Raw genomic sequence first — 26,073 nt, 5'->3', positions numbered from 1 at the left:
GCCGGGTGAGCCCCGGGCGGGGTCCGGTCGCGTGGCGGGCGGCCTCCCACCGTTCGGCGTACCGCGGGAGGGGCCCGCCACTGCCCGTGCCGAGCTTTGTGCTGTACCCGGATCCGTGGCGGGGAGTGGCCGCGGCGCGTCTCAGTGCTGCGCCGCCGGTATCAGGCCGGACCGGACCGGACCGGATCACGACCAGCGAGCCTTCGTGGAAGGGCTGTTGCCGCGGAGCGCCGAACCGGGTGTCCCTTGCTCCGCTGTCCAGGTCGGCCCGCAGATCCGCGGCGAACCGTTCGCGCGACTGCTCGTCGAGGAGGCTCCACGCCGAGCACGCCTGTCGAGCACCGGGGTCGAGCAGCATCTCGGGGCGCGCGTAGGTCGCCTCGTTGCAGCCGTCGGTGCAGTCGACGGGTATCGGCACCCGGGCACCGACGCGGGTCCGCCGAGAGCCTCGGTCAGATCCGCGATCGCCGGGTAGCGGCGCGCCTCGGTGTCCAGCACCTCCGGCGCGTACTCGTACAGCCAGAGGTCCCGGACGAGAGCGGGGTCGCAGGTCAACACGACGAGGGGGCCACGCGCAACCCGCCGCACCTCGCGCAGGCCCGTCGTGAGGTCGCTCCACTGGTGCACGCTGAAGGCGGTCATCGCCGCGTCGAAAGCGTCGTCGCCGAACGGCAGCTTCTCGGCCACGGCATCGACGGCATCGACGGCGGCCGACAGGTGCGTGGGGCGCTGGGCACGCATCGACGCCGACGGCCCGACCGCCGTCACCTCCAGCGTCGCCGACTCGTACGAAACCCGCGCCGGACCCGACATTGACCACGGCGCGCCCCACCCAGGGTGGCGGAGATCGCCTGCTCGATCCTCGGCATCCGGCCGCCGGTAGGTGGCGTACCCGCCGCCTACCGTGCCGTAGCCCGCACCCCCGGCGCTGCCGTCCACCCCGCCGCCTGACCACCTGTGGATCCCCTGACCTGCGGAGATAAGCGGAGCTCCTGTTACTGTGCGCCCATGTCAACGATCAAGCAGTTCCAAGTGGCCTTCGACTGCGCGGAGCCTGTGCGTCTCGCCGCCTTCTGGTGCGAGGTGCTGGGGTACGTCATGCCGGCGGTCCCGGAAGGCTTCGCCACGTGGGAGGAGTGCTTCCGCTCACTGCCGCCCGAGGACGCGATCTACTTCGCGTGCACTGATCCCGCGGGTGGTGCTCCGCGCCTGCTCTTCCAGCGAGTCCCCGAAGGCAAGGTCGTCAAGAACCGGGTGCATCTCGATGTGCGGGCCGGCACCGGGCTCGTGGGCGACGAGCGCCTGGCCACACTCGAGGCCGAATGCGCACGGCTGATGGCGCTCGGCGCGAAGCACGTGCTGACGCAGCGCGCCGATGGCGTCAACGAGTCGTGCATCACGATGCAGGACATCGAGGGCAACGAGTTCTGCCTCACCTGATTTCTGCTCCGAGACTGCGAGGTGGGGAGCCCTCTCCCGGGAACCTTTACGGTCGCGCATGCGGCGGGAGTCATCCCGTGGGCGCGAGGTTGTGCAGGCGGGCAACGCCGTGCATCGCGTGGTGCACACCGTCGCCTCTCAGGCGGCGGTCGCGCAGGATCGTCCAGGTCTTCATCCGGGCGAAGGCGTGCTCGACGCGGGCGCGGACCCGTTTGTGACCGTGGTCGTGTTCGGCCCGCCAGTCGGTCAGTTCGCTGCCTCGGGGCCGGCGGTGCGGGATGACGAGGCCGGTTCCGGGGTAGCCGCCGTCGGCGATCGTGGTTGTCCGGCCGACGGCGGCCTTGACCCCGAATTCCTCCCATGCCCTGCACTCGTTGCGGTTGCCGGGCAGGGGCCGACCGACGCGGCGCAGCTGCCTCACCAACTCGCCGAAGGCATGCGGGCTCAGTCCGGCGAACGGGGCAGTCCAGGACGGCTCGGACGCCGTGATAACACCAGCCACGGCCAAGGTCATCCCAAGGGAAAGACCACTTACGGACGACTCATAGTGGTCTGCGGCAGAAGTCCTTCGGGGGTTGACGCAAGGTCAGGTCCTGTGCGGAGGCTGGGTCACAGGTCCGGGCCAGTGGGGTGGAGGCTCCTACTTGGCGCTGGGGCGGTGAACGGGCCGGGCGGCTACTTCGGTGGCTGCCTGGACACCTTGACGACTGCCTGCGTGGCACCTTCGGCTCCGCAGCCCCCGCAACCCTGCTCAGGCGAGACGCCGCGACCGCGCGCGAGTATCAATCCGCTATCCCGCGCCCTGACGACGGGTGGCATAGCCGTACAACCCGTTCGCCGAGGCCCTCGACGTCCTGGCGGAGGGCGGCATGCACGTCACCCTGGCGTGATCCGGGATTCCGCGAAAGGCGCCTTTGCGATAGAAGTGCGCCTCGCTCCCTGAACAGCGGGAAAGTCTACCGAGACGGTGTCGGCGACCAGAGCCCGACGGCTGTCCCGCCGCGAAGGTGCTGCTCGTACGTCACGACCTTGCCGTGGATGACGTCGAGGCTCGCGATCAGGGCGTCGATCCTGGCGCGTACGGCGCGCTCGTGTTCGCGCAGCAGGGCGAGGCGGTCCGGCTCGTTGCCGGGGCCCGACCGGACCAGTTCCGCGAACCTCTTGATCGTGGCGATGGGCATGTCCGAGTCGCGGAGCCGACGGCACAGTACGAGCCAGTCCACGTCCGCTTGTTCGTAGATCCGCTGCCCTCCGCCGGTGCGCGGGATCTCGCGCAGGAACAGGCCCTCGCGCTCGAAGAACCGCAGCGCGTGCACGCTCATTCCGGTCAGCTCGGCGACTCTTCCGATGGGCAGGCCACCCGCGTCTTCACTCATCGCTGCACCGTACCTTGACCTAGCGCGCGGTCTAGGTCTTAGCGTCTTGAGCATGATCACAAAGCAGCTCGGGACCGGTACCGGATTCGGTGCCCACAGCACGGCCGGCGATGTTCTCGCCGGGATCGACCTGACCGGCACGACCGCGCTGGTCACGGGTGGCTACTCGGGCCTCGGTCTGGAGGCCACGCGGGCGCTCGCCCGGGCCGGAGCACACGTCGTCGTCCCCGCCCGCCGCCCCACCACCGCAGAACGCGCTCTGCGCGACGTCCCCGGGACGGAGGTGCACGCACTCGATCTGGCCGACCTGGAGAGCGTCCGGGTCTTCTGCGACGGCTTCCTGGAGACCGGCCGTCCGCTCGGCGTCCTCATCAACGGCGCGGGCGTGATGGCCTGCCCGGAGACACGGGTCGGCCCGGGGTGGGAGGCACACTTCGCGGTCAACCACCTCGGCCACTTCGCGCTGGCCCAGCGTCTTCGCCCGGCCCTGGTCGCCGGAGGGGCCCGGGTGGTGTCCGTCGCCTCGTCCGGGCACTTCCTGTCCGACATCCGCTGGGACGACCTGCACTTCCGCACCGGCTACGACCGCTGGCTGGCCTACGCCCAGTCCAAGACCGCCAACGCGCTGTTCGCCCTGCACCTCGACCGCCTCGGTACGGATGGGGGCGTGCACGCCTTCGCGGTGCACCCCGGAAGCATCCTCACGCCATTGCAGCGTCACATCCCTCGCGAGGAGTGGCTCACGCAGGGGTGGGTGACCCCGGACGGCGAGCCGGCCGACGGTTTCAAAACCCCGGAGCAAGGCGCGGCGACAGCCGTATGGGCGGCAACGTCACCTCTGCTCGACGGCCACGGAGGGGCCTACTGCCAGGACTGCGATATCGCGGAACCGGCTGCCACCGACGACATGCTCATCGGCGGAGTCAAACCCTGGGCCACCGACCCCGCCGCGGCATCCCGGCTCTGGGAACTCTCCAGCAGACTCACCGGGCTGAACGCATTCTGATAAAAGCGAACCGCCTCTCATGAGGTCTCGGTGCTGAAGCCTCAAGAGGAGCTCCGCACAGACTCGGCAGCGGGCACTGGTCCGCCCGTCAGCAAAGGCAGGCACGGTCCGGCCCGAGAGCGAGAGAGAACCTCTCGCCGCCGAGCAGCTCGCCGTCCACGTAGACGAACGTGCCGCGGCAACGGACGTGCACGGCTGTGAGCTGGGGCCAGGCGGTGCGGGCGCGGGCGGAGCGCCGTTGGGCGAGGGAGGTCTTGGTGGAGTCGGGCGGGTTCGCCATGGCGGCCATCCTGCCCGAACGCACTTGCCTTTCGGGCGGCGTCATCCGCTCCATGCCGCGGCGGGTCAAGGCAGGCCGCGGCCCGCCTTGACCGTTTCTACCGATCGGCCCGTCCTTCACGCCGGTTGCCGCTGCGTACCCGGTAGCCCCCGACCGCCACCGAGCGCCGGCGGCTGAGGAAGGCCGCCTGGGGCCACAAGACACCCCATCAACTGCGCTCCCGCGCACAGATCGTGCTGCACGCGGCCCGAGGACGCTCCAACGCGCGCATCGCCCGAGGTACCGACAGAGGTCGGAGCGGCGGGGTTCCGAGGGGCCGTAGAGACGGGTTCGGCGTCGGGACCGCTCTGCGGCAAAATGGCCGCCCCCCCGATGCCAGAACGTGTCAGGATCCTCGAATGGAGATCCGTCGTGTCACTCAGGTCGAGGCGGTCGACGCCGCTGGACATCTCTTCGACACCGTCCCAGGGCGGGAGGCCACTGAACGGTTCCTGACGGACGAGCGCCATCACCTCCTCATCGCCTATGTGGACGACGTCCCGGCGGGGATCGTCACTGGTGTCGAGATGACCCATCCGGACAAGGGAACCGAGATGTTCCTGTACGAGCTGGGCGTCGACGAGTCGTTCCGCGGGCGTGGCGTCGGCCGGGCTCTGGTGTCGGCGCTCGCCGACCTGTCCCGTGAACGGGGCTGCTATGGCGTGTGGACCATCACGGACGAGGAGAACGCGGCAGCACTGGCCACGTACCGCCGTGCCGGCGGCGTCCCGGAAACGGGGCAGGTGGTCCTCACCTGGACCTTCGATCAGCTGTAGACCGACGCCACGGATCCCCCTCCCGCACCGCATGGTTGGCGACCCGGCGTCCGCGTGCAGGTCCGCGAGATCGATGATGACGAGGGCAGCCGGCTGCTGCGGATCGTCCACCGGGGCGCCGGGTAGTGGTGCCCTGGCGGCGGGCACAGACGGTGCTGCTGTCTGCCCCGCGTATGCCTGTGGCGAAGCTCGCCGAGGTCACGTTCACCGGTACGGACCGGGTTCGCGACGTGATCCACCACTTCAACGCCGACGGCTTCGACTCACCCTCCCCGAAGCACAGGGCGGGCGGCCACGGGCGTTCACCCTGCCCGAGCGCCGGGAGATCAAGAAGATCGCCAAGTTCAAGCATGATCCGCCGCTATACCGTCTGGCGGAACAAGCACGCCGTCGACGAAGGGCGAGCCGGTTCACTGTGCTCCGGCGGCGTCTCTGCGGCCGCCACGAGTGCGTGCCGCCGAGGCCGTCCGTCAGTCCACCGTCCGTCAGTCCACCGTCCGTCAGTCCACCGTCCGGGCCGATTCCAGGGCTTCGCGCAGTCGGCCGCCCGAGGCGGCGAGCAGTCGGCGGGCGGTCGGCGCGTCCACTCCGGCGAGCACGACCAGGACGGCGTCCTTGGCCTCGCCGCCCGTCGCGGCCAGCGCGCTCCGGACGGTCTCCTCGTCCGCGCCGGTGGCCGTGGCCACGATCCGGTGGGCCCGGTCGCGAAGCTTGGCATTGCCCGCCCGCACGTCGACCATCAGATTTCCGTAGGTCTTGCCGAGGCGGACCATGACGGCCGTCGAGAGCAGGTTCAGGACGAGCTTCTGTGCGGTGCCCGCCTTGAGCCGGGTGGATCCGGCCAGCACCTCCGGCCCCGTCACCACCTCGATGCCCAGCGCGGCCGCCGACACCAGGGCGGACCCCCGGTTGCAGGCCACGCCCACGGTCAGCGCCCCGGCGGCGCGGGCCTGTCGGATCGCGGCCACCGTGTACGGCGTACGGCCCGAGGCGGAGACGCCCACCACGCAGTCGGCGGCCGTCGGAGTGAGTGCTTCGAGGTCGGCGACGGCGAGGTCCGGCCGGTCCTCCGCGCCCTCGGCGGCGCGGACCAGCGCTGCGGACCCGCCCGCGATCAGGGCAACGACCTGACCGGGGGCGGTGTTGAAGGTCGGCGGGCACTCGCTCGCGTCCAGCACTCCGAGCCGCCCGGCCGTTCCCGCCCCCACGTACACCAGTCGGCCGCCCCGGGCCATCCGGGCGGCGATCGCCTCGGCCGCGGCGGCGATCGGTTCCAGCTGCGTGGCCACGGCCTCGGCCACGGTGCGGTCCTCGTCGTTCATCAGGCGGAGGAGGTCGAGGGTCGTCATCCGGTCGATGCCGGACCATTCGGGGCGTGCGGCCTCGGTCACCGAACCGCCGATGGCGCCGTCGCCGCTGTCGGTCCCGCTGGTGCTGTCGGTGTCGTCGCCGCTGTCGCTGAGGGTGTCGCTGCGGGTGCCGTTGCCGGGGTCGTCGGTCGCACCGGTCGCCGTGCCGGGCTCCGGGTGCGGCGGGAGGTCGCTGTCCATGAGCGCTGTTTCCCCGGGTGGGCGTGCCGTGAACCAGGGAGGGCGGCGGAGACGGCGCTTCGGGGTTCTGCTGCACGGACGGCTCACGTCAGGGATCCGGGGCCGGGTGCTCCGGGGGCCCGGTGCCAGGGCGCTCCGGGGTCAGGCCATCCAGAAGAAGACGGCCGTCATGCGCCGCTCCTCCAGCGGGATGCCGTAGTAGCCGGTGGCACTGTGGATCAGGTTGGCGCGGTACAGCAGGAGCCGGTTGTAGCGGTTGGGGACGCGGACGTCCTCGGTGAAGGCGTCACCCGGGACGCGGCGCGTGCCGAGCGCCTCGACGAGGTTGTTGTGCGGTGCGTCGACGAGGTTGCCGCCGAGGCGCCCGCCGGGGAACTGCTGGCGGTAGAAGCTGGTGCCGGCCTCCTTGGGGGCGCCGGGGCTGAGGTAGAGGACGGCCGCGTAGCGGCAGAGCGCGCGGGAGTCGGTGTGGGGGCGGGATTCCGACTCGCCGGCGCCGACCAGTTGGACGCAGTTGTGGTTGAGGGTTCCGCCGCCGGGCGTGCTCTGGACCCAGAGCTTGGCGGCACCGGTCGCCCTGCGGACCAGTGCCTCCACCCGGGCGAGCTCGGCCGGCTCCAGGCCGGGCATGGTGCGCAGTCCGGGCCATGTCTCGGGCCGGTAGGGGTACCCCTCCGTCCAGTCGCCCCGGGCGAGGCACCGTTCGCGGACCGCGTCCGGATCGGGTAGCACGTCATCCAGCACCCAGTAGTCCCGGCCGGGGGTGGGTTTGCGGTAGGGCAGGACGGGCAGGGCTGTCCGCCCGATGGGCTGTGGGGGCATGCGCCGACCATAGGGTCGGGGCCCGCCAACGTTCTGCCGTGAACAAGTCAACCTTTCGTCAAGTGTCGGGACCTGCGCTTTTCCGCTGTGCCGGTGTGCCTGTACGACGAGCGGCCCGGTCGGGGGATGCCCGTCGTTGGCGCGCCCGGTGTGTGGCGGCGCGTCAGTCGGTCGGCCGGACGGCGTACCCGTCGAGCGCGCTCCGCAGGTGGTCGAAGGCCCGGACGGCGGACGGTCGGATGGCCGCCGATATCGCCTCGTGCTCCTCGCCGGCCAGGACGCGGTGGAAGACCTCGGTGAAGAGCGCGCGGCGGATCGCCGCCAGCAGGCCGGCCGCGAGTCTGGCGGTGAGGTCGCCCGGTGGGGAGTCGGTGGCCTCGGCGAGGGCCGCGGTGAGCGCGTTCTCGCTCTGCTCGTGGATCTCGCGCAGCCGGGCGAGCAGGGCGGGGCTCTCCGTGACGGTGCGGACGAACGGCGGATCGGCGAACCCGAGGGCCGGGTCGTGCCGGTCGATCGAGGCGAGGCAGGTGCGGCGCAGCGCCGCCAGCGCGGACTCGCCGGGCGCGCGCCCGGCGACCGCCTCGGCCTGGGCGGCGACCATCTCCCGGTGCAGGTCGAGGACGAGGTCCTCCTTGCGCGGGAAGTGGTTGGTGACGGTCATCTTGGCGACCCCGGCGGCCACCGCGACCTCGGCGATCGTCGTCCGGTCGAAGCCGTGCTCGATGAAGAGCCGCGTGGCGGCGTTCGAGATCGCCTCGCGGGTGCGGCGCTTGTTGAGCTCGCGCAGGTTGGGGGTGCCCTCGGTCATGGCGTGAGCGTAGCGCAGATTCACTGGGTCGGGTACATGAATTAGGCTTGACCCAATTGATGGGTCCGACCTAAGTTGGCTCCCGGCGGGCCACCGGACCGCTGCTCGACGTCACTCCGACCGAAGGAACCGCGCATGTTCACTCACCCCTCCGCACTCCGGCTGCTGACCGTGCACGCCCACCCCGACGACGAGTCCAGCAAGGGAGCGGCCACCCTCGCCCGCTACGCCGCCCAGGGGGTGGACGTCATGGTCGCGACGTGCACCGGCGGCGAGCGCGGCTCGGTGCTCAACCCGGCACTCGACCGGCCCGGGACCAGGGCCGAGCTGGCCCGGATCCGGCGCGAGGAGATGGCCGCCGCACGCGAGATCCTCGGTGTCGGCCAGCGCTTCCTGGGCTTCACCGACTCCGGGCTACCGGGCCCCGGCGAGCCACTGCCCGACGGCTGCTTCGCGCTCCTGCCGCCCGCCGTCGCCGCCGAGCCGCTGATCACGCTGATCCGCGAGTTCCGCCCCCACGTCGTCGTCACCTACGACGAGACGGGCGGTTACCCGCACCCCGACCATGTGATGACCCATCGGGTCACCGTCGAGGCGGTCGAGGGCGCGGCCGACCCCGACCGCTCTCCGGAGGCGGGCGAGCCCTGGCAGGTGGCCAAGCTCTACTACCACCTGGCGCTGTCCCGGGCCTGGTTCCAGACCATGCACGACGCGATGACGGCGCGCGGCGTCGACTCGGCCATGGGCGAGGTGCTGGCCGGCTGGCCCGACGCCCCGCCCGCCCTCGCCACCACCACCCGGATCCGCTGCGCCGAGCAGTTCGCCGTACGCGACGCCGCCCTGCTCGCGCACGCCACCCAGATACAGCCCGGCACCGGGTTCATGGCACACCCGCGTGAGATCGAGCGCGAGGTCTGGCCGACGGAGGACTACCACCTGGCCCGGAGCCTGGTGGAGACCGTCCTCCCCGAATCCGACCTGTTCGCCGGTCTGCGCCCCGGAGAGGAGCACGGATGAGGAAGCTCAGAAGGTTCGGCGGAGGCCGGCACACCGGCGGTGGCACGGTGGCCGGACACCGCGGACACGCGGGCCCGGCCCGGAGTCGGGGGCCGCATCGGGGCCCGTACCGGGGCCGACTCGCGGCCGGTTGCGGGTCAGCACTGCCCGTCGGCGAGAACGAAGTAGCCCGCCCCGGTCTCCTTCAGCGTGTGGATCGTGAAGGTGTTCCAGAGGCCCATGGCCTGCCCCGAGCCGAGGGCGTAGGTGAGGCCGCCGGCCTGGGTCGCACGGCCCGCCTTCACCTGGTCGTAGTTGCTGTCCGTGAAGCACTGCTGCGGGCCGCCGGGAGTGCTCGCCGTCACCGCCGCCGACCGGGCTCCCACGGCGCCCGCCGCGTCGACGGCGGCCACGGTGTAGGTGTACGAGGCCCCGGGGTTCAGGCCGCCGTCGGTGTACGAGGTGCCGGCCGGGGCGGCCACCCGCGTTCCGTTCCGGTACAGCACGTACGACGCGGCGCCGGTGACGGCCTGCCAGCCGAGCGCGATCGAGTCCTGGCCGGTGGCGGTCGCGGTCAGGCCCGCCGGTGCGGGCAGCGAGGGCGTGGCCGGGCCGCCGCCGTCCAAGCCCCAGAACCGCGCGGTGTAGTAGCTGGAGCAGATCGTGTCGAGGAAGTAGGCGCCGCCGGCTCCGCACTGGTCCGCCCCCGGGCCCGGGTCGACCGCGAGTCCGTGACCCATCCCCGCGACGGAGTAGAGCGCCACGGCGGGCCGGCCGCTCGCGTCGTTGTAGACGGACTCGGTGGTCCCAGCCGGCAGGTTCCGGGTGGCGGAGGCGCTCTGGCCGATGCCCCACACATCCGTCCACTGGTCCCGCAGCTCGGTGCCGTTCACGGGCCTGACGGTGGTGTCCGCGGTGCCCTGCCAGATCGCCACCCGGGGCCACGGCCCGCTGTGGCCCGGGTACGCCCGGCGGACTCGGTCGCCCCACTGGGCCGGGGTGAGCCGCTGGTCGTTGTTCTGGCACCCCGAGGCGGCGGCCTGGGTGGTGGCGCAGTGCGCGGGCAGGCCGGAGTCGATCGCTCCGCCCGCGAACACGTCCGGGTAGTCGGCCAGCAGGTCGGCCGCCATACCGCCGCCGGCCGAGAGGCCCGTGACGAACACCCGGCGCCCGTCGGAGCCGTACAGGGCCCGGGCTTCGGTGACCATCTCGGACACCGATTCGGCCTCACCCGTGCCCCGGCTGTCCTTGGCGGCGTCGAACCAGCTGAAGCAGGAGAGGGCGTTGTTGGCGCTGCCGGTCTGCGGGAAGACGACCGCGAAGCCGTACCGGTCGGCCAGGGTGGTCCAGCCGGAGTTGCGGTAGTAGTCGGTGGCTGTCTGGGTGCAGCCGTGCAGCGCGACCACCAGCGGTGCGCCGGTCGGCAGGCCTGCCGGGGTGTAGGAGAACATCGCCAGGTTCCCGGGGTTGCCACCGAACCCGGTGACCTGTTGGAAGGTCCCGCCCGCCGTGGAGGCGGCAGGGGCGGCCACATGCGCGGCAGAAGTCGCGGAGGCCGCGGTACGGCCGGGGCCCGGGGTGGCGGCCGCGACGGCGGAGGCCGGTGCCGTGGAGGCGAGTGCCAGCGCCGCGAGCAGCGCAGCCGCGGCGCGGCGCGCGAGCCGCCGGCCCGGGCGGGCCGGTCCGGCGACGGGCACGGCGCGGGCGGTCCCGGTCACAGTGGTACCGGGGGCCCTGGATCCGGGCACGTCGGATCCAGCGCACCTGGATCCGGGCACGTCGGACCCGGTCGGTGGGACGAGCGCGGTGGACGGGGCGGTCACGGCGGGCGCTGTTGACACGCGCACGGGCAGCAGAACCATGGGGACTCCTGGGTGGGGGCGGAGTTCGGTGGACTGCCGTGCAGCGTGGCGCGTCCGGCCGTCGGGTGACATGTGACGGTCACCCGTTGTCGGCGCGCCCGTCATGGCCGGTGCCGCCATGGGCGGAGCCGCTCCGTCGTGCGAATCGCAGTTGAGCCGGACGGGCGGAGCGGGCAGGTTGGTCCCATGACCACGTATGGATTCCAGGGAGAGCAGACCGTGCCGGACGAGGCGTCGCACAGCCGTACCCACCACTGGCAGGCCGGACCGCCGGTCTCCGCGTTCCCGCACCTCACCGGGGAGGAGATCCTGCGGGAGATGATCGCGGGACGGATCCAGGCTCCGCCGATCGCCAGCACCCTGGGCTTCGGACTGGTCGAGGCCGGGCCGGGCACGGCGGTCTTCGAGGGCGAGGTCGGCGAGCATCTCTTCAACCCGATGAACACCGTTCACGGCGGCTACCTCGCCACCCTGCTCGACTCGGCGCTCGGCTGCGCCGTGATGAGCCGACTGCCCGCCGGCACGGCCTACACCACGACCCAGTTGAACGTGCACATGGTGCGCCCGGTGTTCGCCGACTCGGGGAAGCTGCGGTGCGAGGCCATGGCGCTACACGTCGGCCGTACCCTCGCGACGGCGGAGGCACGGGTGGTCGGCGTGGAGGACGGCAAGCTGTACGCGCACGGGACGACCACCTGCGCGGTCCTGGCGCCGCGTCCGACGGCATGACACGGCGGGCACCGGGCCGTTTCCCCGGGTTCTGGCGGCCGGGGCCCGGAAGGACGGCGTGTCCGGTGCGTCAGAGCGCGGCGGCGAGCACTCCGCACAGCGCGAGGAAGCCGCAGATGCCGAAGTTGATCAGTTTGTGGGAGAGGAAGACGGCGGCGAACTCCCGGATCGTCGCGCTCGGCCAGTAGTACGCCGCGGTGGGGGAGCCGAAGACCTGCCCGGCCACACCCGCCTTACGGGCCGTCAGCGCGGCACGGAACGCGTGGAAGTTGTTGGTGACGATCACGCAGCGGTACCCGGGCTTGGCCTGCTCCATGATCGCCTTGGAGAAGAGCAGGTTCTCCTCCGTCGTGCGCGAGCGCTCCTCACGCACGAGGTGTGCCTCGGGGAAGCCGCGCTGCACGAGGTAGTCGGCCATCGCGTGGGACTCGGGCAGCTTCTCGTCCGGTCCCTGGCCGCCCGAGGTGATCAGCACCGGTGGGTTGCCGCGAGCGGCCTGCTTCTCGTACACCTCGCGGCCCCGGTTCAGCCGGCTCGCCAGCAGCGGCGGCACCCGGTCGCCGCCGATCAGGCCCGAGCCGAGCACCACGACGAAGTCGACGTCCCGGCGGGGGCGGTGGCGGCCGTACAGGAAGGCGTAGCCCACGAAGCAGACGAACAGGAAGGAGATGTAACCGACCACCAGCACGGCGGTGCCGGCGAGGACCCCCAGCCGGTACGAGCGGGTCACCACGGCGGCGACGAGCAGGCTGATCACGGAGAGGATGCCGAGGCCCGCGAGCAGGGACAGCAGATTGGCCGGCCGTCTGCCCTCCTTGCGGACCATGGTCAGGCCGTTGGCGATCAGGAAGCCGACCAGCGCCAGCGTTCCGACCGCCGGCAGCAGGATGATGGCGACGGCTGCCACCTCGGCGACCAGTGTCGGGGCCTTGCGCAACTCGGCGAGCAGCGCCAGGGCGAGAAAGGAGACGGCTATGCCGAGCAGGACGGCGTTGCTGAATCGGCGTCGGTCACGGAGCACCCCGATCCCGCACAGGACGAAGAACAGGGCCGCGGGGGCATAGGCGATCATGCTCGTATCGTAGGGGCCCGATCGGGCGGCCGGGAGCGGCCCTTGGGCACACGGCCGACCGGGCCCGGGCGGCCCCCGGCCGGGCAACGGCCGGGCAACTCCCGGCCGTCTCGGTCTCGCCGCAGGTCCGACTCCCGGCCGGGCCGGCGGACCGTCTCGCCGCCGGCACGAGACGGCCGGAGCGAGCCGTCGTGGTCAGTTCCGGGCGGGTCCGGCGAACCGTTCGATGGCTGCGAACACCGCCTCGCCCATGGCGGGGCTCCCGGTGTGGCCGGAGTCCTGGATGACCGTCAACTCGGCGTCCGGCCAGGCCTTCGCCAGTTCCCAGGCGGTCTTCAGCGGCGATCCGAGGTCCAGCCGGCCGTGGATCAGGACGCCCGGGATCCCGGCCAGCCGTCCCGCGTCGCGCAGGAGCCGGCCGTCCTCCAGGAAGGCGTCGTGCGCGAAGTAGTGCGCGGTGATCCGGGTGAACGCCATCAGGGCGTCGTCCGGGCGGTCGGAGTAGGCGTTCGGTTTCCCCAGCGACTCGTGCGCGATCACCGCGTCCTCCCAGGTCGCCCAGTCCCGTGCGGCCTTGCGGCGGACGGCCTCGTCGGGGCTGTTCAGCAGCCGGCTGTAGGCGGCCACCAGGTCGCCGTCCCGTTCGGCGGGCGGCAGCCCCTCGCGGAACGCCTCCCAGGGGCCCGGCAGCAGCCGGCCCACGCCGCGGTACAGCCAGTCGGTCTCCTCGGGGCGGGTCATGGTGACCCCGCAGATCACGATCTCCGAGACCCGCTCGGGGTGGGTCTGCGCGTAGGCGAGGATCAGGGTCGAGCCCCAGGAGCCGCCGTACAGCAGCCACTTCTCGATGCCCAGGTGTTCGCGGAGCCGTTCCATGTCGGCGATCAGATGGGCGGTGGTGTTGTGTTCCAGACCGGTCGTCGGGTCGGCGGCGTGCGGCAGGCTCCGTCCGCACCCGCGCTGGTCGAACAGCACCAGGTGGTAGCGCTCGGGGTCGAAGGAGCGCCGGTTCTTCGGACTGTGGCCGGAGCCCGGCCCGCCGTGCACCACGACGGCCGGCTTGCCGGCGGGGTTGCCCGAGGCCTCCCAGTAGATTCGCTGGCCGTCGCCGACCTCCAGGAGTCCTTGCGCGTAGGGCTTGCCGATCGGGTACAGCTCGGGCACGGCGGGAGTCCTCCTGGGCGTGGCGGCGGCAGACCTCGGCGGCGGGCGGGGGCCGGTCCCGTGGAACGGCTGCCGGTCGCAGGGGAGTCGGACGGTGTGGCACGGCGGTCGACGGCGGCGAGCCGTGGTGGACGGGCGGATGCCGTGAGGCTACCCGCCCGGCCCACCGCCCGTCGATCACCGGCCGGCGCCGGGCACGACGGGCACCCGCCGTGGGCACCCGGCCGCACCGACTCCACCGGTCTGACTCACCAGCGGGCACTCACAGCGGGCACTCACAACGGGTGCTCACAACGGGCAGTCACCAACGGGCAGTCACCACCCGGCACTCACCGGCCGGTCGCCTCCACGGCCGCCTGGGCGGCACGGGCCAGCTCCCGGCGCGGCTGCCACCGGTCCGCCGGCTGACCGGTCCGGACCGCGGGTGCCGGGATCGCGGGCAGGAAGGTCACCTCGGCCACCAGTCCACGGACCGACACCACCCGGGCGATCGAGGCGAGCAGGCCGTCCTCGCCGACGAAGGCCGGCGCGCTGGTCGCCCGCCCGTCCGCGAGCCGGTAGCGGACCGTCACCGGCTGCACGGGAGCACCGGACTGGACGGCGGCCTCGAAGAGCGCCGGGCGGAACCGGCCGCTCTCCCGCCCGCACCAGGTCGACCCCTCGGGGAAGACGACCACGGGCCGTCCCGCGCGCAGCAGTTCGGTGACCGCGGCGACCGTGCCGGGGAGGGTGCGCAGCCGGTCGCGGTCGAGGAAGACGGTGCCGCCCCAGGCCACCAGCGGGCCGAGCACCGGCCAGTGCCGGACTTCGGTCTTGGCCAGCGAGCGGCCGGGCCGGCCGGCCGCGATCAGCGGGATGTCCAGCCACGAGACGTGGTTGGCCACCACCAGCACCCCGCCGCCGCAGGCCGGGGGCGGCGCGATCCGGACGGTGACCCCGAGCGCGCCGAGCAGGGTGCGTGCCCAGGACCGGACCAGCGCGTCGCGAGGCCCCCCGGGCAGGGCCCGCACCGACGGGGTGAGCGCGAGGCCCGCCACCAGCACGACCAGGAACGCGCCGAGGCGCAGGATCCGCCGGGGGAGTGCCACCACGGGGGCAGCCTCGGTCAGGCAGGTCTCCGGCGTGCAGGGGGCGGTCGGCAGCCAGACGCTCACGAGAGCGGCCCGGGCGCGGGTTCCGTACCGCCGGGCGCGGCCGGTCCGGTGGCCGGGGCCGCCGGAGCGAGCCCGGAGAGGAAGTGCCGCAGGTAGCGCGGATCGGTGCGCTCCAGGGACAGCAGCACGTAGAGGTCGGCGGTGGCGAAGTCCGGGTCGTGGGCGGGCGCGCCGCAGACCCAGGCGCCCAGCCGCAGGTACCCGCGGAGCAGTGCCGGCAGCGCGGCCCGCTCGGCGCGGGGCAGGCCGGTGGGGTCCCACGGCCGGTGCGGGGCGACCCGGTACTCCTCGGGGGCGAGGTATTTGGCGCTGACGGTGTCCCAGACCCGCGCCGCCGTCGCGCCGCCGTCGTCCAGCGGGATCGAGCAGCAGCCGCCGACCCAGGTGTTGCCGGTGTCGGCGAGGTAGCGGGCGATGCCGCCCCACATCAGGTTGATGACCGCGCCGTTGCCCCGGTGGTCCGGGTGGATGCAGGAGCGGCCCAGCTCCACCAGGCCGTCGCGGAGCGGGGCCAGGTTGCGCAGGTCGAACTCGCCGTCGGAGTAGAGCCGTCCGGCCCGTCGGGCGGCCGCCGGGCGCAGCAGCCGGTAGGTCCCCACCACGGGGCCGTCCTCGCCCTCGCGCACCAGCAGGTGGTCGCAGAACGCGTCGAACGGGTCGACGTCCAGCCCCGCCACCGGGCTGTGCAGCCGGGCACCGAGTTCGGCGGCGAAGACCTGGTGGCGCAACAGCTGGGCGGCGCGCACGTCGGCCTCGTCACGGGCGAGCGCGACGGTGTAGGCGGGCGCCGGCACCTTGCCGAGGAGGGCCGGTGCGGACAGGGCCGGTGCGGAGAGCGCCGGTGCGGAGAGCGCCGGGGCCGCGAGGGCGGGCAGGGGAGCGGCCGGGGCGGGTACGGCCGGGGCGGGGACCGGACGGACGGTGACCGGCTGGCCGACGGTCTGCTGCACCGGCAGCGGGATGGGGAGTACCGAGGTGTGGCCGGGGGTGACGGTGGGCGGAGCGTACGCGGGGACGGTGGTCATGGCAGACCCTCCAGGGCGGCACGGACGACGGCGGCCACGGATCGCCGTGGCACCGGCCCGCACTCTCGGTCGTGGGGCGTGCGAACCGGTATCCGTATGTTTCTCCGTGTCGGCTGGCGTCCACGTTGCCGTTCGGCAGAGCTTGGATGTGCACCTGCTGAATGGGGCCACTCACTGTCTGCCGGACACCTGTTCGGTGTGCGGGCGCCACCGTATGCTCCGCTCCATGGGGTGGAAACCGGGCTCGGCGCGGCGGCGGGAGATCGCCGCGGAGCTGCGGGACATCCTGCGGGTGCAGGCCCAGCTCGCGGTCGTACTGCTCCTCCTCCACCTGCTCGCCAGGCTGGTCGGACTGGCCACCTCGCCCTGGTGGATGCTGGTGGTGGCGATGGCCGGCGCCCTGCAGATCACCGCCGACCGGTGCTGGGAGGAGGACCGCAGGCGGAGCACCCTCGCCTTCGCGATGGTGGTCGCCCCCGTGACGGGGGTCGTCCCGTTCCTGGCGGTCGGCGCCTTCCTCGGGTGGGAGAGCGGTGCGACGGACGCCGCGCTGGCGCCGTGCACGGTCGTCGGCACGCTGCTCGCGTCGCACGCGCTGCGCACGACCCACCTCCTGCGCCTGGCCCGTCCGCCTGGTTCCCCGGCCGGAGCGCGGGCCCCCGACGCCGAAGCGTCGGAGCCCCGCGGCGGCGACACACCCGGGCCGGGGGAGGCCCGACGCCTCAGAAGGCCTGCCAGCCGGCCGGGTCGACCCCGCCGGGCACGGCCTCGGCCGGACCGTAGGGCCGGCGGGTGAAGACGAAGGAGCCGACGTCCAGGTGGCTGACCGAGCCGTCGGCGGCGCGGACGACCCGCAGCGTCTCGCCCGCGTAGTAGTGGTCCAGCCCCGTCCAGGTGCCGTCCGGCTCGGCGCGGAACCGGGAGCTGCGGGTGCCGCCGGTGAGCGGGGCCAGTTCCAGGACGCGGTCGGCCTTCAGCCGCAGGGTGTGCCCGGCGGCGCCCCAGTACCAGGGGCCGGTGAGCGCGAGCAGGTCCTCGTCGAGGGAGGACAGCGGGCGCCAGGGCTCGGGCAGCCGGGGTTCGTGCTGGGCGGTGAGGGAGATCAGCTCCGCCGCGACCCGCGGGGTGTCGCCGCCGCTGGTCGCGTTGGCGACCGCGATCGCCGCCAGACCGTCCGCCTCGCTGATCCAGAGGCCGGCGGTGAAGCCCGGCATCGAACCGGTGTGGCCGTAGAGCACGCGGTCCTGGTGGCGCAGCAGTTGCAGCCCGAGCCCGTACCCGCCGGACCAGTTCTCGCCGCCCGGGCCGACGGCGGGTACGCGCATCTCGGCGAGGCTCTCGGCGGTCAGCACCTTCGGGTCGCCGGCGGTCAGGAAGGCGGCCCAGCGGGCCAGGTCGGCGACGGTCGACCAGAGCTGCCCGGCCGGTGCCATCAGCCCGGTCTCGGTCAGCGGTTCGGGCAGCATGACGTCGGCCCAGGGGTGGACGGCGAAGCCGCCGGCGTGCGGGTGCTCGGGCAGCCGGGTGGTGCGGTCCATCCCGAGCGGCGCCAGGACCTCGCGGTGCAGCACCTCGTGCCACGGCTCGCCGCGCAGGCGCTCGACCAGCGCGCCGAGCAGGGCGTAGCCGGGGTTGGAGTAGTGGTGGAGCCGCCCAGCCGGGTGCTTGCGCGGGTTGTCGCCCTCCAGGAGGTCGGCGAGCTCGGGGCGCAGCGTGCCGTCGGTCCGCTCCCACCAGGGCGCCGGGGTCTCGGAGGCGAGGCCGGCCGAGTGGGCGAGCAGTTGGGCGACGGTGGCGCCGTCGCCCGGGGTGCCGGGCAGGTGGCGCTCCAGCGGGTCGGCCAGGTCGAGCAGGCCCTCGTCGCGCAGCCGGAGCACCAGGACGGCGACGAAGGTCTTGGTGAGCGAGCCGATCCGGTACTGCACGTCGACGGTGGGCGCATGACCGTCGATCATGCTGCGCGCTCCGCTCCAGACCAGTCTGCCGTCCCGGACCACCGCGGCGACCAGTGAGGGCGTGCGGCCCTCGGCCTGGGCGACCGCGATCCGGTGCAGCAGCGCGCGGCGGGTCGTCGGGAGAAGCTCGTCGTACTGGTCGGTCATCTGATCCTCTGAATCATTCGGTGCAGCGGTTGGAACGCGGACCGGGGCCGGGGGTCGACCGTCGCCGGATGCCGTCGGCGGGGCCGGACGGCTCCTTCAACCTACGTCGGTCGTCCACGGTCCTCCACCTCCTTTCCGGGCCGGCCGGCGGAGTCCCGCCGAGGGCCCGCCGCGCCGCTCGCGGCGGCCCGCCCCGGGCCGTAGCCGCCAACACGCGGCGGTGGTGACGATCAGTCGGTTACCGGTCGACGCGGAGTAGCCTCGGCTCGACCATGACAAGCCGGCTCGCACGGCACGACCGCCTGCGGGGCCGGCCGAGGACAGCCGGCCGAGGACAGCCGGCCTGGGACAGCCGACCTCCGGCGATGGGAAGCCTGAGGAGAGCCTGGCTACGGGCAGTCACTGCGGTTGCCCTCGTGGCCCTCGCCCTCCTGGCCCTTCCCGCGCTCGGGACCGCTCTCGGCCCCGTTCACCCGTCGCTCACCGTCCGCTCGCCGGACGGTACTTGACAGCATGAATTGGTCCAGTCCATTTTGGGCTCCTCCCCGCACCTCCACCCCCACACCCCCACTGGAGGTCCCCGGTGCTCAAGCGCACCCGACTGCCCGCCGTCGGCGCGGCAGCCCTGCTCGCGGCCGCCGCCGCGTTCACCGCCCCCACCGCCGCCCACGCGGCGAACCAACTCGGCAACCCCGGCTTCGAGACCGGCACCCTGTCCGGCTGGTCCTGCACCGGCGGACTCGGCTCCGTGGTCTCCACCCCCGTGCACGGCGGCGGCAAGGCGCTGGCGGGCGCCGCCTCCGCGAGCGACAACGCCAAGTGCACGCAGACCGTCGCCGTCCAGCCCAACACCACGTACTCGCTGTCCGGCTGGGTCCGCGGCAGCTATGTCTACCTCGGTGTCACCGGCGCCGGCTCCGCCTGGACCTCGGCCGCCGACTACACCCGGCTGAGCGTCTCCTTCACCACCGGCGCCACGCAGACCAGCGCGGAGGTCTATGTCAACGGCTGGTACGGCCAGGGCACCTACTACGCCGACGACCTGAGCCTGGACGGCCCGGGCGGCGGCACCCCGGGCGACACCCAGGCACCCACGTCCCCAGGCAACCTGCGCAGCACCGGCAAGTCCGCCACCGGCGTCACCCTCGCGTGGGACGCCGCCACCGACAACGTCGGCGTGACCGGCTACGACGTCTACCAGGGCGCCACCAAGGTCGCCACCGCGGCCGGCACCGGCGCGACCGTCGACGGGCTGACCCCCGCCACCGCGTACAGCTTCACCGTCAAGGCCCGCGACGCGGCCGGCAACACCTCCGGCTCCTCCGCCGCCCTCGTGGTCACCACCGACCCGGGAGGCGGCGGCACCCCGACCGGGTTCAAGCAGGCCGCGCCCTACCTCTACAACGGCTGGGGCAACCCGCCGGCCCCCACGACCGTCATGAACGCCACCGGCGTGAAGTGGTTCACCCTGGCCTTCGTCCTCGCCCAGAACGGCTGCAACCCCACCTGGGACAGCCAGCGGCCGCTGCTGAACGGGGTCGACCAGGCCACCATCAAGGCCGTCCGCGCGGCCGGCGGCGACGTCGTCCCGTCCATCGGCGGGTGGAGCGGCAACAAGCTCGGTCCCAACTGCGCCACCACCGCCGATCTCGCCGGCGCCTACCAGAAGGTGATCGACGCCTACGGTCTGAAGGCGATCGACGTCGACATCGAGAACACCGACGAGTTCGAGAACACCGTCGTCCAGGACCGCATCCTCGGCGCGCTCAAGATCGTCAAGCAGAACAACCCCGGCCTGCGCACCATCCTGACCTTCGGTACCGGCACCACCGGCCCGACCTCCTACGGGAACCGGCTGATCGAGCAGGCCAAGGCGCTCGGCGCGGACATCGACGTCTTCACCATCATGCCGTTCGACTTCGGCAACGCCTCCACCGACATGTACGCCGCCACCGTGAGTGCGGCGGAGGGCCTGAAGGCCAAGCTCAGGTCCACCTTCGGCTGGGACGACGCCACCGCCTACGCGCACGTCGGCATCTCCGGCATGAACGGCCTCAGCGACAACAACGAGGTCACCACCGTCCAGAACTGGACCGCGATCCGCGACTGGGCCAACAGCCACCACATCGCCCGGCTGGCCTTCTGGTCGGTGAACCGCGACCGCGGCTGCGCGGGCGGCGGCCTGCAGGAGACCTGCTCCGGCATCGCCCAGAACGACTGGCAGTTCACCTCCATCACGGCCGGCTTCACGGGCTGACACCCGGCCGGCGGTCCGGCCCGGGCCCCTCACCGCGAGGGGTCCGGGCCGGACCGTCAGTAGCCCGGTCGCGGCGGGCCGGTCGGCCCGCTCAGCCCCCGTAGCGGCGGGAGCTCCGGGCGGTCCAGCCATGCGGTGAACAGGGGCTCCAGCGAGTGATCGGCGTAGCGCCCCGCGTGGGCGCGCAGGTCGGCGGTGCCGACCACGCCGTGCCGGTGAGCGGTGGCCCACTCCCGGAGCATCGGGAAGAACGCGGCGTCGCCGAGGGTGAGCCGGAGCGCGTGGACGGTCAGGCCGCCGCGCTGGTAGAGCCGGTCGTCGAACATCAGCTTCCGGCCCGGGTCGGCCAGCCTGAGGTCCTGGGGGAGGCCGGCCAGCACGGCGTGCGCGGCCGCCGCGTGCGTGGTGGCCGACGGGCCGCCGGCCCGCTCGGACCAGAGCCACTCCGCGTACTTGGCGAAGCCCTCGTTGAGCCAGATGTGGCTCCAGTCGGCGATCGACACGCTGTTGCCGAACCACTGGTGGGCCAGCTCGTGGGCGATCAGCCGCTCCCGCTCCCAGCCCCCGCCGAGGTGGTTGGTGCCGAAGGTGGCGACGCCCTGCGCCTCCACCGGGACGTCCAGCTCCTCGTCGGCGACGACCACCGTGTACTCGCCGAACGGGTACGGGCCGAAGATCTCCTCGAAGTACGCGGTCATCCGCGGCTGCCGCCCGAAGTCCACCGCGAAGTCGCCGGCCACCCGCTCGGGCACGTACCCGGTCTGCCGGACGGCCGGGCGCTCGGCGAGCACGACCGGCCGGTACTGGCCGATCGAGACCGTCACCAGGTACGTCGAGGTCGGTGCGCTCTGCTCGTACACCCAGGTCGTGCTGGAGGCGTGCGTGGTACGGGTGAGCAGCCGGCCGCCGACCACCACGGTGTACGCGGACGGCGTGGTCACCGCTATCTGGTAGGTCGCCTTGTCGGCGGGCCGGTCGTTGCACGGGAACCAGGACGGCGCGCCGACGGGCTGGCTGGCGACCAGCGCGCCGTCGGTCAGCTCCTCCCAGCCGAGGCCGCCCCACGGGCTGCGCACCGGCCGCGGGTTCCCGGTGTAGTGCACCTCGACCGTGAACGCGGCGCCGGCCGCGAGCGCCTTGACCGGCCGCACCCGCAGCTTGCCGGCCCGGTGGGTGTACCGGGCGGCCTTGCCGTCCACCAGGACCCGGCCGATCCGGAACTCGGCGAGGTCGAGCGCGAACTCGGGCAGCGCCGTCCCGGCGACCGCGCTGAGCCGCGCGGTGCCGCCCAGCCGGTTGGGCCCGGGGCGGTAGTCCAGGGCGAGCTCGTAGCGGTGCACCCGGTAGCGGGTGTCCCCGCTGTTCGGGAAGTACGGGTCCGGGGCGGCGGCGCGGGCCGCCGAGGCGTGCTGGTGGTTCACCGGGCGGGGTTTCACCGGGTCGTGCGCTCCCTGCGAACTGGGGGACGTGGAGGTGGCGGGCGGGTCGGAGGGGGCGGCGGTCACGAGGTGGCCTGCCACACCTCGATCGGGTTGCCCAGCCACCGCGTGTCGGCGGGGACGGACTCGGCGCGCATCACCAGCGAGGCCGGGCCCAGGGTGCTGCGTGCGCCCACCGTACTGCCGGGCAGCACGATGCCGCCCGGGCCCAGGGTGGCGCCCTCGCGGAGGATGACAGTATCCATCCGCATGATCCGGTCGTGGAAGAGGTGGGTCTGCACCACGCAGCCCCGGTTGATGGTCACCCCGTCACCGAGGGTGACCAGGTCCGCCTCCGGCAGCCAGTAGCTCTCGCACCAGACACCCCGCCCGACCCGCGCGCCGAGCGCCCGCAGCCAGACGTTCAGGACCGGCGTGCCCGGGACCGCGCCCACCAGCCACGGCACCGCCAGGACCTCGACGAAGGTGTCCGCGAGCTCGTTGCGCCAGACGAAGCCGCTCCAGAGCGGGTGCTCGACCGCCCGGAACCGCCCGACCAGCAGCCACTTCGCGGCCACCGCGACCACGCAGGCCGCCCCGCCCGCCGCGAGCAGCACCAGCCCGGAGAGCAGCGCCGCCGCCACCGGGGACCAGTTCGCCGACAGCCAGGAGAGCGACGCGAGGGTCAGCGCACCGAGCGCGCCGGAGGCCAGCACCGGCAGCAGCCGGGCCACCTCCACCAGCCCGCGGGCCCAGAGCAGCCGGGCCGGCGGCTCGTAGGTGAGGCTCTGGTCGGCCTGGTCGGCCGAGCGCGGCAGCCGCATAGGCGGCATGCCCAGGTAGGAGCTTCCCTTCTTGGCCTTCTTCGGCGTCGCCGACAGCACACCCACCAGCCCGCGCGCCGGGACGGCCCGCCCGGGAGCGGTCATCCCCGAGTTGCCGAGGAACGCCCGCTCACCGACCTTCGCCTCACCGAGCCGCAGCCACCCGCCGCCCAGCTCGTACGGGGCGATCAGGGTGTCGTCCGCCAGGAACGCGCCGTCCCCGACCGTGGTCAGGCTCGGCAGCGCCAGCACGGTGGACACCTCGGCGCCCCGGCCGACCTTCATCCCCAGCGCCCGCAGCCACAGCGGCGTGACCAGACCCGCGTACAGCGGGAACAGGATCTCGCGGGCCTGGTCCATCAGCTGGGTGACCGTCCAGGCCTGCCAGCCGATCCGGCCGTGCAGCGGGTGCACGCCCGGGGCCAGCCCGATGCTCAGCAGCCGCACGGCCGCGACCAGCTGCGCCGCGTACACCAGGCCGTAGGCCAGGGTGGCCGGGAGGAGGCCGAGCAGGGCGCCCCCGAGTGCGGCACCGAGGTCCTGGCCGGGCTGGACGAAGCGGGAGAGCACCACGAGCCCGGCGAGGGCGGGTAGCACCGGCAACAGGCTGAGCGCCGTGCCGCTCGCGCCGAAGAGCGCCGCCCAGCGCGCCTGGCGGGCCGGCCGGTCCTTCGGCCAGGTCCGCTCGGCCCGGCCCAGCTTGGCGGCGGGCGCGCCGCCCCAGCGCTGGCCGGTCGGCACGTGCCCGGTGACGCTGGAACCGGCCACCACGTGCGACCGCTTGCCGACCCGGGCGCCGGGCAGCAGGGTCGAGCGGGTGCCGACCACGGCCCCCGAACCGACCTTGACCTGGCCGACCTCCAGCCGGTCGCCGTCCAGCCAGTAGCCGCAGAGGTCGACCTCGGCCTCGACGGCGCAGCCCCGGCCCAGCTTGAGCATCCCGGTGACCGGCGGCATCGAGTGCAGGTCCACCTCCGGGCCGACCTTGGCGCCGAGCGCCCGCGCGTAGCGGGTCAGCCAGGCTCCGGAGAGCGAGGTCGCGCCACTGACCTCGGCCAGCCGCTCGGCGGTCCAGAGCCGTAGATGGGCGCTGCCGCCGCGCGGGTAGCTGCCGGGCCGCAGGCCGCGCAGCAGCAGCCGGGCGCCGCCGGCCGCGATGGCGAGCCGGCCGGCCGGGGAGAACAGCGCCAGCGCGCCCGCGCCGACCACCCACCACGAGGCGGTCGGTGCCCAGGGGTAGTCGCCGAACCAGGCGAGCACATTGCCGAGGGTGAGCAGGGCGACCGTCCAGCGCAGGCCGACCACGGTGAAGAGCGGGATCAGCAGGAGCAACTGGAGCAGCTTGGCCCTGGTCGGTACCAGGGCGACGGTGCGGGTCTCGCCGCTGTCCGCCACCGACCGCTCCAGATGGCGGGCGAGCTTGCGCAGCGTCGGCTGCTGGTAGATGTCCAGCACGGCGACGCTCGGGTAGCGGGCGCGCAGCAGAGTGGTGAGCCGGGCGGCGGCCAGGCTGCCGCCGCCGATGGCGAAGAAGTCCTCGCGCGGGCCGCCGACCGGCACGCCGAGGATCTCGGTCCACTGCTCGGCCAGCCAGGCCTCGGTGCCGTAGAGCTGCTCGGTGGGCCCGGCGGTCTCCAGGTCGGGCAGCGGCCAGGGCAGGGCGTTGCGGTCGACCTTGCCCGACGTGCGGGTGGGCAGGGACTCCACGGAGGCCAGCAGGGGCACCAGGGCCGCGGGCAGCTCGGCGCGCAGCCGCTCGACCGAGGCCTCCCGGTCCCAGCCGTCCTTGGTGACCAGGTAGCCGACCAGCAGCTGGTTGCCGCCGCGGGCGGTCCGCACGGCGGCGGCCGCACCGGCGACGCCCGGCAGGGCCTGCAGCGCGGCGTCGACCTCGCCGAGCTCGATCCGGCGGCCGCCGAGCTTGATCTGCTCGTCGCTGCGGCCGAGGAAGAGCAGGCCCTCGGGGTCGGCCTCGACGAGGTCGCCGCTGCGGTAGGCGCGGTCCCAGCCGAGCGAGGGCAGTGGCGCGTACTTCTCGGCGTCCTTGACCGGGTCCAGGTAACGGGCCAGACCGACGCCGCCGATCACCAGCTGGCCGGTGCCGCCCGCGGCGACCGGCTCGCCGGCCTCGTCGACCACGGCGAGGTCCCAGCCGTCCAGCGGCAGGCCGATCCGGACCGGACCGTCGCCGGTGAGCAGCGCGGCGCAGGCCACCACGGTCGCCTCGGTCGGGCCGTAGGTGTTCCACACCTCGCGGCCCTCGGTGACCAGGCGCTGCACCAGCTCGGGCGGGCAGGCCTCGCCGCCGAAGATCAGCAGCCGGACCTCGTTCAGCGCCTCGGCGGGCCAGAGCGCGGCCAGCGTCGGGACGGTGGAGACGACGGTGATCTCCTGCTCGGCGAGCCACGGGCCGAGATCGGCGCCGCTGCGCACCTGCGAGCGGGGGACGGGCACCAGGCAGGCGCCGTAGCGCCAGGCCAGCCACATCTCCTCGCAGGAGGCGTCGAAGGCGACGGAGAGGCCGGCCATCACGCGGTCGCCCGGGCCGATCGGCTCCTCCTGGAGGAAGAGGGCGGCCTCGGCGTCGACGAACGCGGCGGCGTTGCGGTGGGTGACGGCGACGCCCTTCGGCCGGCCGGTCGAGCCGGAGGTGAAGATGATCCAGGCGTCGTCGGCGGGGGTCGGCCGGGTGTCCGTGGGGACGGCGGGCCGCGGGTCGCCGGTGAGGGTCAGGACGCGCTCCGCCCCGAGCACGCCGGCCACGGCGGCCTCCTCGAAGACGAGCTGGGCGCGCTCGTCCGGGTCCTCGGCGTCCACCGGGACGTAGGCGGCGCCCGCGGCCAGTACGGCGAGGATGGCGATGTAGAGGTCGTTGGTGCCGGAGGGGACGCGGACGCCGACCCGGTCACCGGGGCCGATCCCGGCGCCGTTCAGCCGGTGGCGCAGCTGCTCGACCTCGGCGGCGAGTGCCCGGTAGCCGAGGACGGTGTGCCCGTCGTCCAGGGCCGGCTCGTTGGGGTGGGTGCGGACGGCGGCGTCCAGGATGTCGACCAGGGTGCGCGGGGCCGGAGCCGGGCGACCGGGGAAGAGGGCCTGCGGGGCCCGCGCGGTCTGTTCTGTGTGGCTCGGTTCAGCGGTCATGGCTGCCGTGCGCTCCTAGTCCTCGCCCCTGGTTCCGACCGTGTCCGGCCCGTGGGGCGGTGGGACCACTCAGTCTATCGGGTGACCCCACTCCGGGGCCGGAGCGGACAACCTCACCGATGGTAGCCCCGTGTGATGAACGGCGTACTGCCCGACACTCTGCTCAACTGGCCTTGAACTGAATGAATCTGACGTCGAATCAGCTCCTAACTGGGCCCGCTCGCCATCGATG

Annotated in this window: 21 protein-coding genes and 3 pseudogenes; 9 read left to right on the top strand and 15 right to left on the bottom strand. The window is 73.3% G+C overall.

Annotated elements, in window-relative coordinates:
- Positions 1 to 186 precede the first annotated feature (186 nt).
- A complete protein-coding gene (locus tag ACFWA9_RS06530; protein ID WP_380383721.1) occupies positions 187 to 939 on the bottom strand; it encodes a class I SAM-dependent methyltransferase in 753 nt (250 codons plus the stop codon).
- A gap of 69 nt (positions 940 to 1,008) precedes the next feature.
- Between ACFWA9_RS06530 and ACFWA9_RS06525 the strand changes: the two genes are divergently transcribed.
- Positions 1,009 to 1,440 carry a VOC family protein gene (locus tag ACFWA9_RS06525; RefSeq protein WP_380383718.1) on the top strand — a complete coding sequence of 144 codons (432 nt, stop codon included), beginning with the start codon at positions 1,009 to 1,011 and terminating at the stop codon, positions 1,438 to 1,440.
- Positions 1,441 to 1,510: 70 nt separating this feature from the next.
- On the opposite strand, the pseudogene ACFWA9_RS06520 reads toward ACFWA9_RS06525, so the two are convergent.
- A pseudogene (locus ACFWA9_RS06520) lies at positions 1,511 to 1,843 on the bottom strand (transposase); the annotation flags it as partial.
- A gap of 231 nt (positions 1,844 to 2,074) precedes the next feature.
- Between ACFWA9_RS06520 and ACFWA9_RS06515 the strand changes: the two are divergent.
- Positions 2,075 to 2,330: pseudogene (locus ACFWA9_RS06515) on the top strand (hypothetical protein); the annotation flags it as partial.
- Between the two features lie 66 nt (positions 2,331 to 2,396).
- Here the strand turns inward: ACFWA9_RS06515 and ACFWA9_RS06510 are convergent.
- Positions 2,397 to 2,816, bottom strand: coding sequence for a MerR family transcriptional regulator (locus tag ACFWA9_RS06510; RefSeq protein WP_380383715.1), 420 nt, complete (start codon positions 2,814 to 2,816; stop codon positions 2,397 to 2,399).
- Positions 2,817 to 2,868: 52 nt separating this feature from the next.
- Between ACFWA9_RS06510 and ACFWA9_RS06505 the strand changes: the two genes are divergently transcribed.
- On the top strand, positions 2,869 to 3,822 hold the full coding sequence (locus ACFWA9_RS06505) for an SDR family NAD(P)-dependent oxidoreductase (protein WP_380383712.1): 954 nt from the start codon (positions 2,869 to 2,871) through the stop codon (positions 3,820 to 3,822).
- Positions 3,823 to 3,910: 88 nt separating this feature from the next.
- Here ACFWA9_RS06505 and ACFWA9_RS06500 read toward each other — a convergent pair whose 3' ends face one another.
- On the bottom strand, positions 3,911 to 4,102 hold the full coding sequence (locus ACFWA9_RS06500) for a hypothetical protein (protein ID WP_380383709.1): 192 nt from the start codon (positions 4,100 to 4,102) through the stop codon (positions 3,911 to 3,913).
- Positions 4,103 to 4,500: 398 nt separating this feature from the next.
- Between ACFWA9_RS06500 and ACFWA9_RS06495 the strand changes: the two genes are divergently transcribed.
- A complete protein-coding gene (locus tag ACFWA9_RS06495; RefSeq protein WP_329485930.1) occupies positions 4,501 to 4,917 on the top strand; it encodes a GNAT family N-acetyltransferase in 417 nt (138 codons plus the stop codon).
- A 54-nt stretch (positions 4,918 to 4,971) separates the two neighbouring features.
- A pseudogene (locus ACFWA9_RS06490) lies at positions 4,972 to 5,266 on the top strand (helix-turn-helix domain-containing protein); the annotation flags it as partial.
- 151 nt (positions 5,267 to 5,417) lie between these two features.
- On the opposite strand, the gene murQ reads toward ACFWA9_RS06490, so the two are convergent.
- The 3 genes from murQ to ACFWA9_RS06475 all read right to left on the bottom strand — a co-directional run bounded on the left by murQ (position 5,418) and on the right by ACFWA9_RS06475 (position 8,097).
- Positions 5,418 to 6,467, bottom strand: a complete 1,050-nt coding sequence (gene murQ, locus ACFWA9_RS06485; protein WP_380383705.1) for an N-acetylmuramic acid 6-phosphate etherase — start codon at positions 6,465 to 6,467, stop codon at positions 5,418 to 5,420.
- A gap of 141 nt (positions 6,468 to 6,608) precedes the next feature.
- Positions 6,609 to 7,289, bottom strand: coding sequence for a DUF6445 family protein (locus tag ACFWA9_RS06480; RefSeq protein WP_380383702.1), 681 nt, complete (start codon positions 7,287 to 7,289; stop codon positions 6,609 to 6,611).
- 163 nt (positions 7,290 to 7,452) lie between these two features.
- Positions 7,453 to 8,097 carry a TetR/AcrR family transcriptional regulator gene (locus ACFWA9_RS06475; RefSeq protein WP_380383699.1) on the bottom strand — a complete coding sequence of 215 codons (645 nt, stop codon included), beginning with the start codon at positions 8,095 to 8,097 and terminating at the stop codon, positions 7,453 to 7,455.
- Between the two features lie 135 nt (positions 8,098 to 8,232).
- Between ACFWA9_RS06475 and mca the strand changes: the two genes are divergently transcribed.
- Positions 8,233 to 9,114, top strand: coding sequence for a mycothiol conjugate amidase Mca (gene mca, locus ACFWA9_RS06470; protein ID WP_352292035.1), 882 nt, complete (start codon positions 8,233 to 8,235; stop codon positions 9,112 to 9,114).
- A 137-nt stretch (positions 9,115 to 9,251) separates the two neighbouring features.
- On the opposite strand, the gene ACFWA9_RS06465 is transcribed toward mca, so the two are convergent.
- Entirely contained in the window at positions 9,252 to 10,811 is a 1,560-nt protein-coding gene (locus ACFWA9_RS06465; RefSeq protein WP_380383696.1) for a PHB depolymerase family esterase, read from the bottom strand.
- A 330-nt stretch (positions 10,812 to 11,141) separates the two neighbouring features.
- Here ACFWA9_RS06465 and ACFWA9_RS06460 point away from each other — a divergent pair, with 330 nt between their 5' ends.
- Positions 11,142 to 11,684 (top strand): PaaI family thioesterase, encoded by a 543-nt coding sequence (locus ACFWA9_RS06460; RefSeq protein WP_380383693.1) that lies wholly within the window; start codon positions 11,142 to 11,144, stop codon positions 11,682 to 11,684.
- 70 nt (positions 11,685 to 11,754) lie between these two features.
- Here the strand turns inward: ACFWA9_RS06460 and ACFWA9_RS06455 are convergent, their stop codons facing one another.
- The 4 genes from ACFWA9_RS06455 to ACFWA9_RS06440 all read right to left on the bottom strand — a co-directional run bounded on the left by ACFWA9_RS06455 (position 11,755) and on the right by ACFWA9_RS06440 (position 16,099).
- Positions 11,755 to 12,756, bottom strand: a complete 1,002-nt coding sequence (locus ACFWA9_RS06455; protein WP_380383690.1) for a YdcF family protein — start codon at positions 12,754 to 12,756, stop codon at positions 11,755 to 11,757.
- A gap of 195 nt (positions 12,757 to 12,951) precedes the next feature.
- The gene (pip, locus tag ACFWA9_RS06450) at positions 12,952 to 13,920 is read right to left on the bottom strand and encodes a prolyl aminopeptidase (protein WP_380383687.1); all 969 of its coding nucleotides are present in this window, start codon (positions 13,918 to 13,920) and stop codon (positions 12,952 to 12,954) included.
- A gap of 329 nt (positions 13,921 to 14,249) precedes the next feature.
- On the bottom strand, positions 14,250 to 15,011 hold the full coding sequence (locus tag ACFWA9_RS06445; RefSeq protein WP_380383685.1) for a lysophospholipid acyltransferase family protein: 762 nt from the start codon (positions 15,009 to 15,011) through the stop codon (positions 14,250 to 14,252).
- A gap of 59 nt (positions 15,012 to 15,070) precedes the next feature.
- Entirely contained in the window at positions 15,071 to 16,099 is a 1,029-nt protein-coding gene (locus ACFWA9_RS06440) for a GNAT family N-acetyltransferase (protein ID WP_380383683.1), read from the bottom strand.
- Between the two features lie 226 nt (positions 16,100 to 16,325).
- Here ACFWA9_RS06440 and ACFWA9_RS06435 point away from each other — a divergent pair, with 226 nt between their 5' ends.
- On the top strand, positions 16,326 to 16,895 hold the full coding sequence (locus tag ACFWA9_RS06435) for a hypothetical protein (RefSeq protein ID WP_380383681.1): 570 nt from the start codon (positions 16,326 to 16,328) through the stop codon (positions 16,893 to 16,895).
- Here ACFWA9_RS06435 and ACFWA9_RS06430 read toward each other — a convergent pair.
- Positions 16,822 to 18,201 carry a serine hydrolase domain-containing protein gene (locus ACFWA9_RS06430; protein WP_380383678.1) on the bottom strand — a complete coding sequence of 460 codons (1,380 nt, stop codon included), beginning with the start codon at positions 18,199 to 18,201 and terminating at the stop codon, positions 16,822 to 16,824. The genes ACFWA9_RS06435 and ACFWA9_RS06430 overlap by 74 nt on opposite strands.
- Before the next feature lie 583 nt (positions 18,202 to 18,784).
- Between ACFWA9_RS06430 and ACFWA9_RS06425 the strand changes: the two genes are divergently transcribed.
- Complete coding sequence (locus ACFWA9_RS06425) at positions 18,785 to 20,458, top strand: carbohydrate binding domain-containing protein (protein ID WP_380383675.1); 1,674 nt, start codon at positions 18,785 to 18,787, stop codon at positions 20,456 to 20,458.
- 56 nt (positions 20,459 to 20,514) lie between these two features.
- Here ACFWA9_RS06425 and ACFWA9_RS06420 read toward each other — a convergent pair whose 3' ends face one another.
- Together ACFWA9_RS06420 and ACFWA9_RS06415 are read right to left on the bottom strand one after the other, a co-directional pair.
- The gene (locus ACFWA9_RS06420; RefSeq protein ID WP_380383672.1) at positions 20,515 to 21,879 is read right to left on the bottom strand and encodes a M1 family metallopeptidase; all 1,365 of its coding nucleotides are present in this window, start codon (positions 21,877 to 21,879) and stop codon (positions 20,515 to 20,517) included.
- Positions 21,880 to 21,959: 80 nt separating this feature from the next.
- The gene (locus ACFWA9_RS06415; RefSeq protein ID WP_380383669.1) at positions 21,960 to 25,841 is read right to left on the bottom strand and encodes a Pls/PosA family non-ribosomal peptide synthetase; all 3,882 of its coding nucleotides are present in this window, start codon (positions 25,839 to 25,841) and stop codon (positions 21,960 to 21,962) included.
- Between the last annotated feature and the right edge of the window lie 232 nt (positions 25,842 to 26,073).

This window comes from Kitasatospora sp. NPDC059973, assembly GCF_042737525.1.
Lineage (GTDB): Bacteria > Actinomycetota > Actinomycetes > Streptomycetales > Streptomycetaceae > Kitasatospora.
The sequence above is the reverse complement of the archived record's forward strand: the minus strand, read 5'-3'. Positions and strand labels throughout refer to the sequence as shown.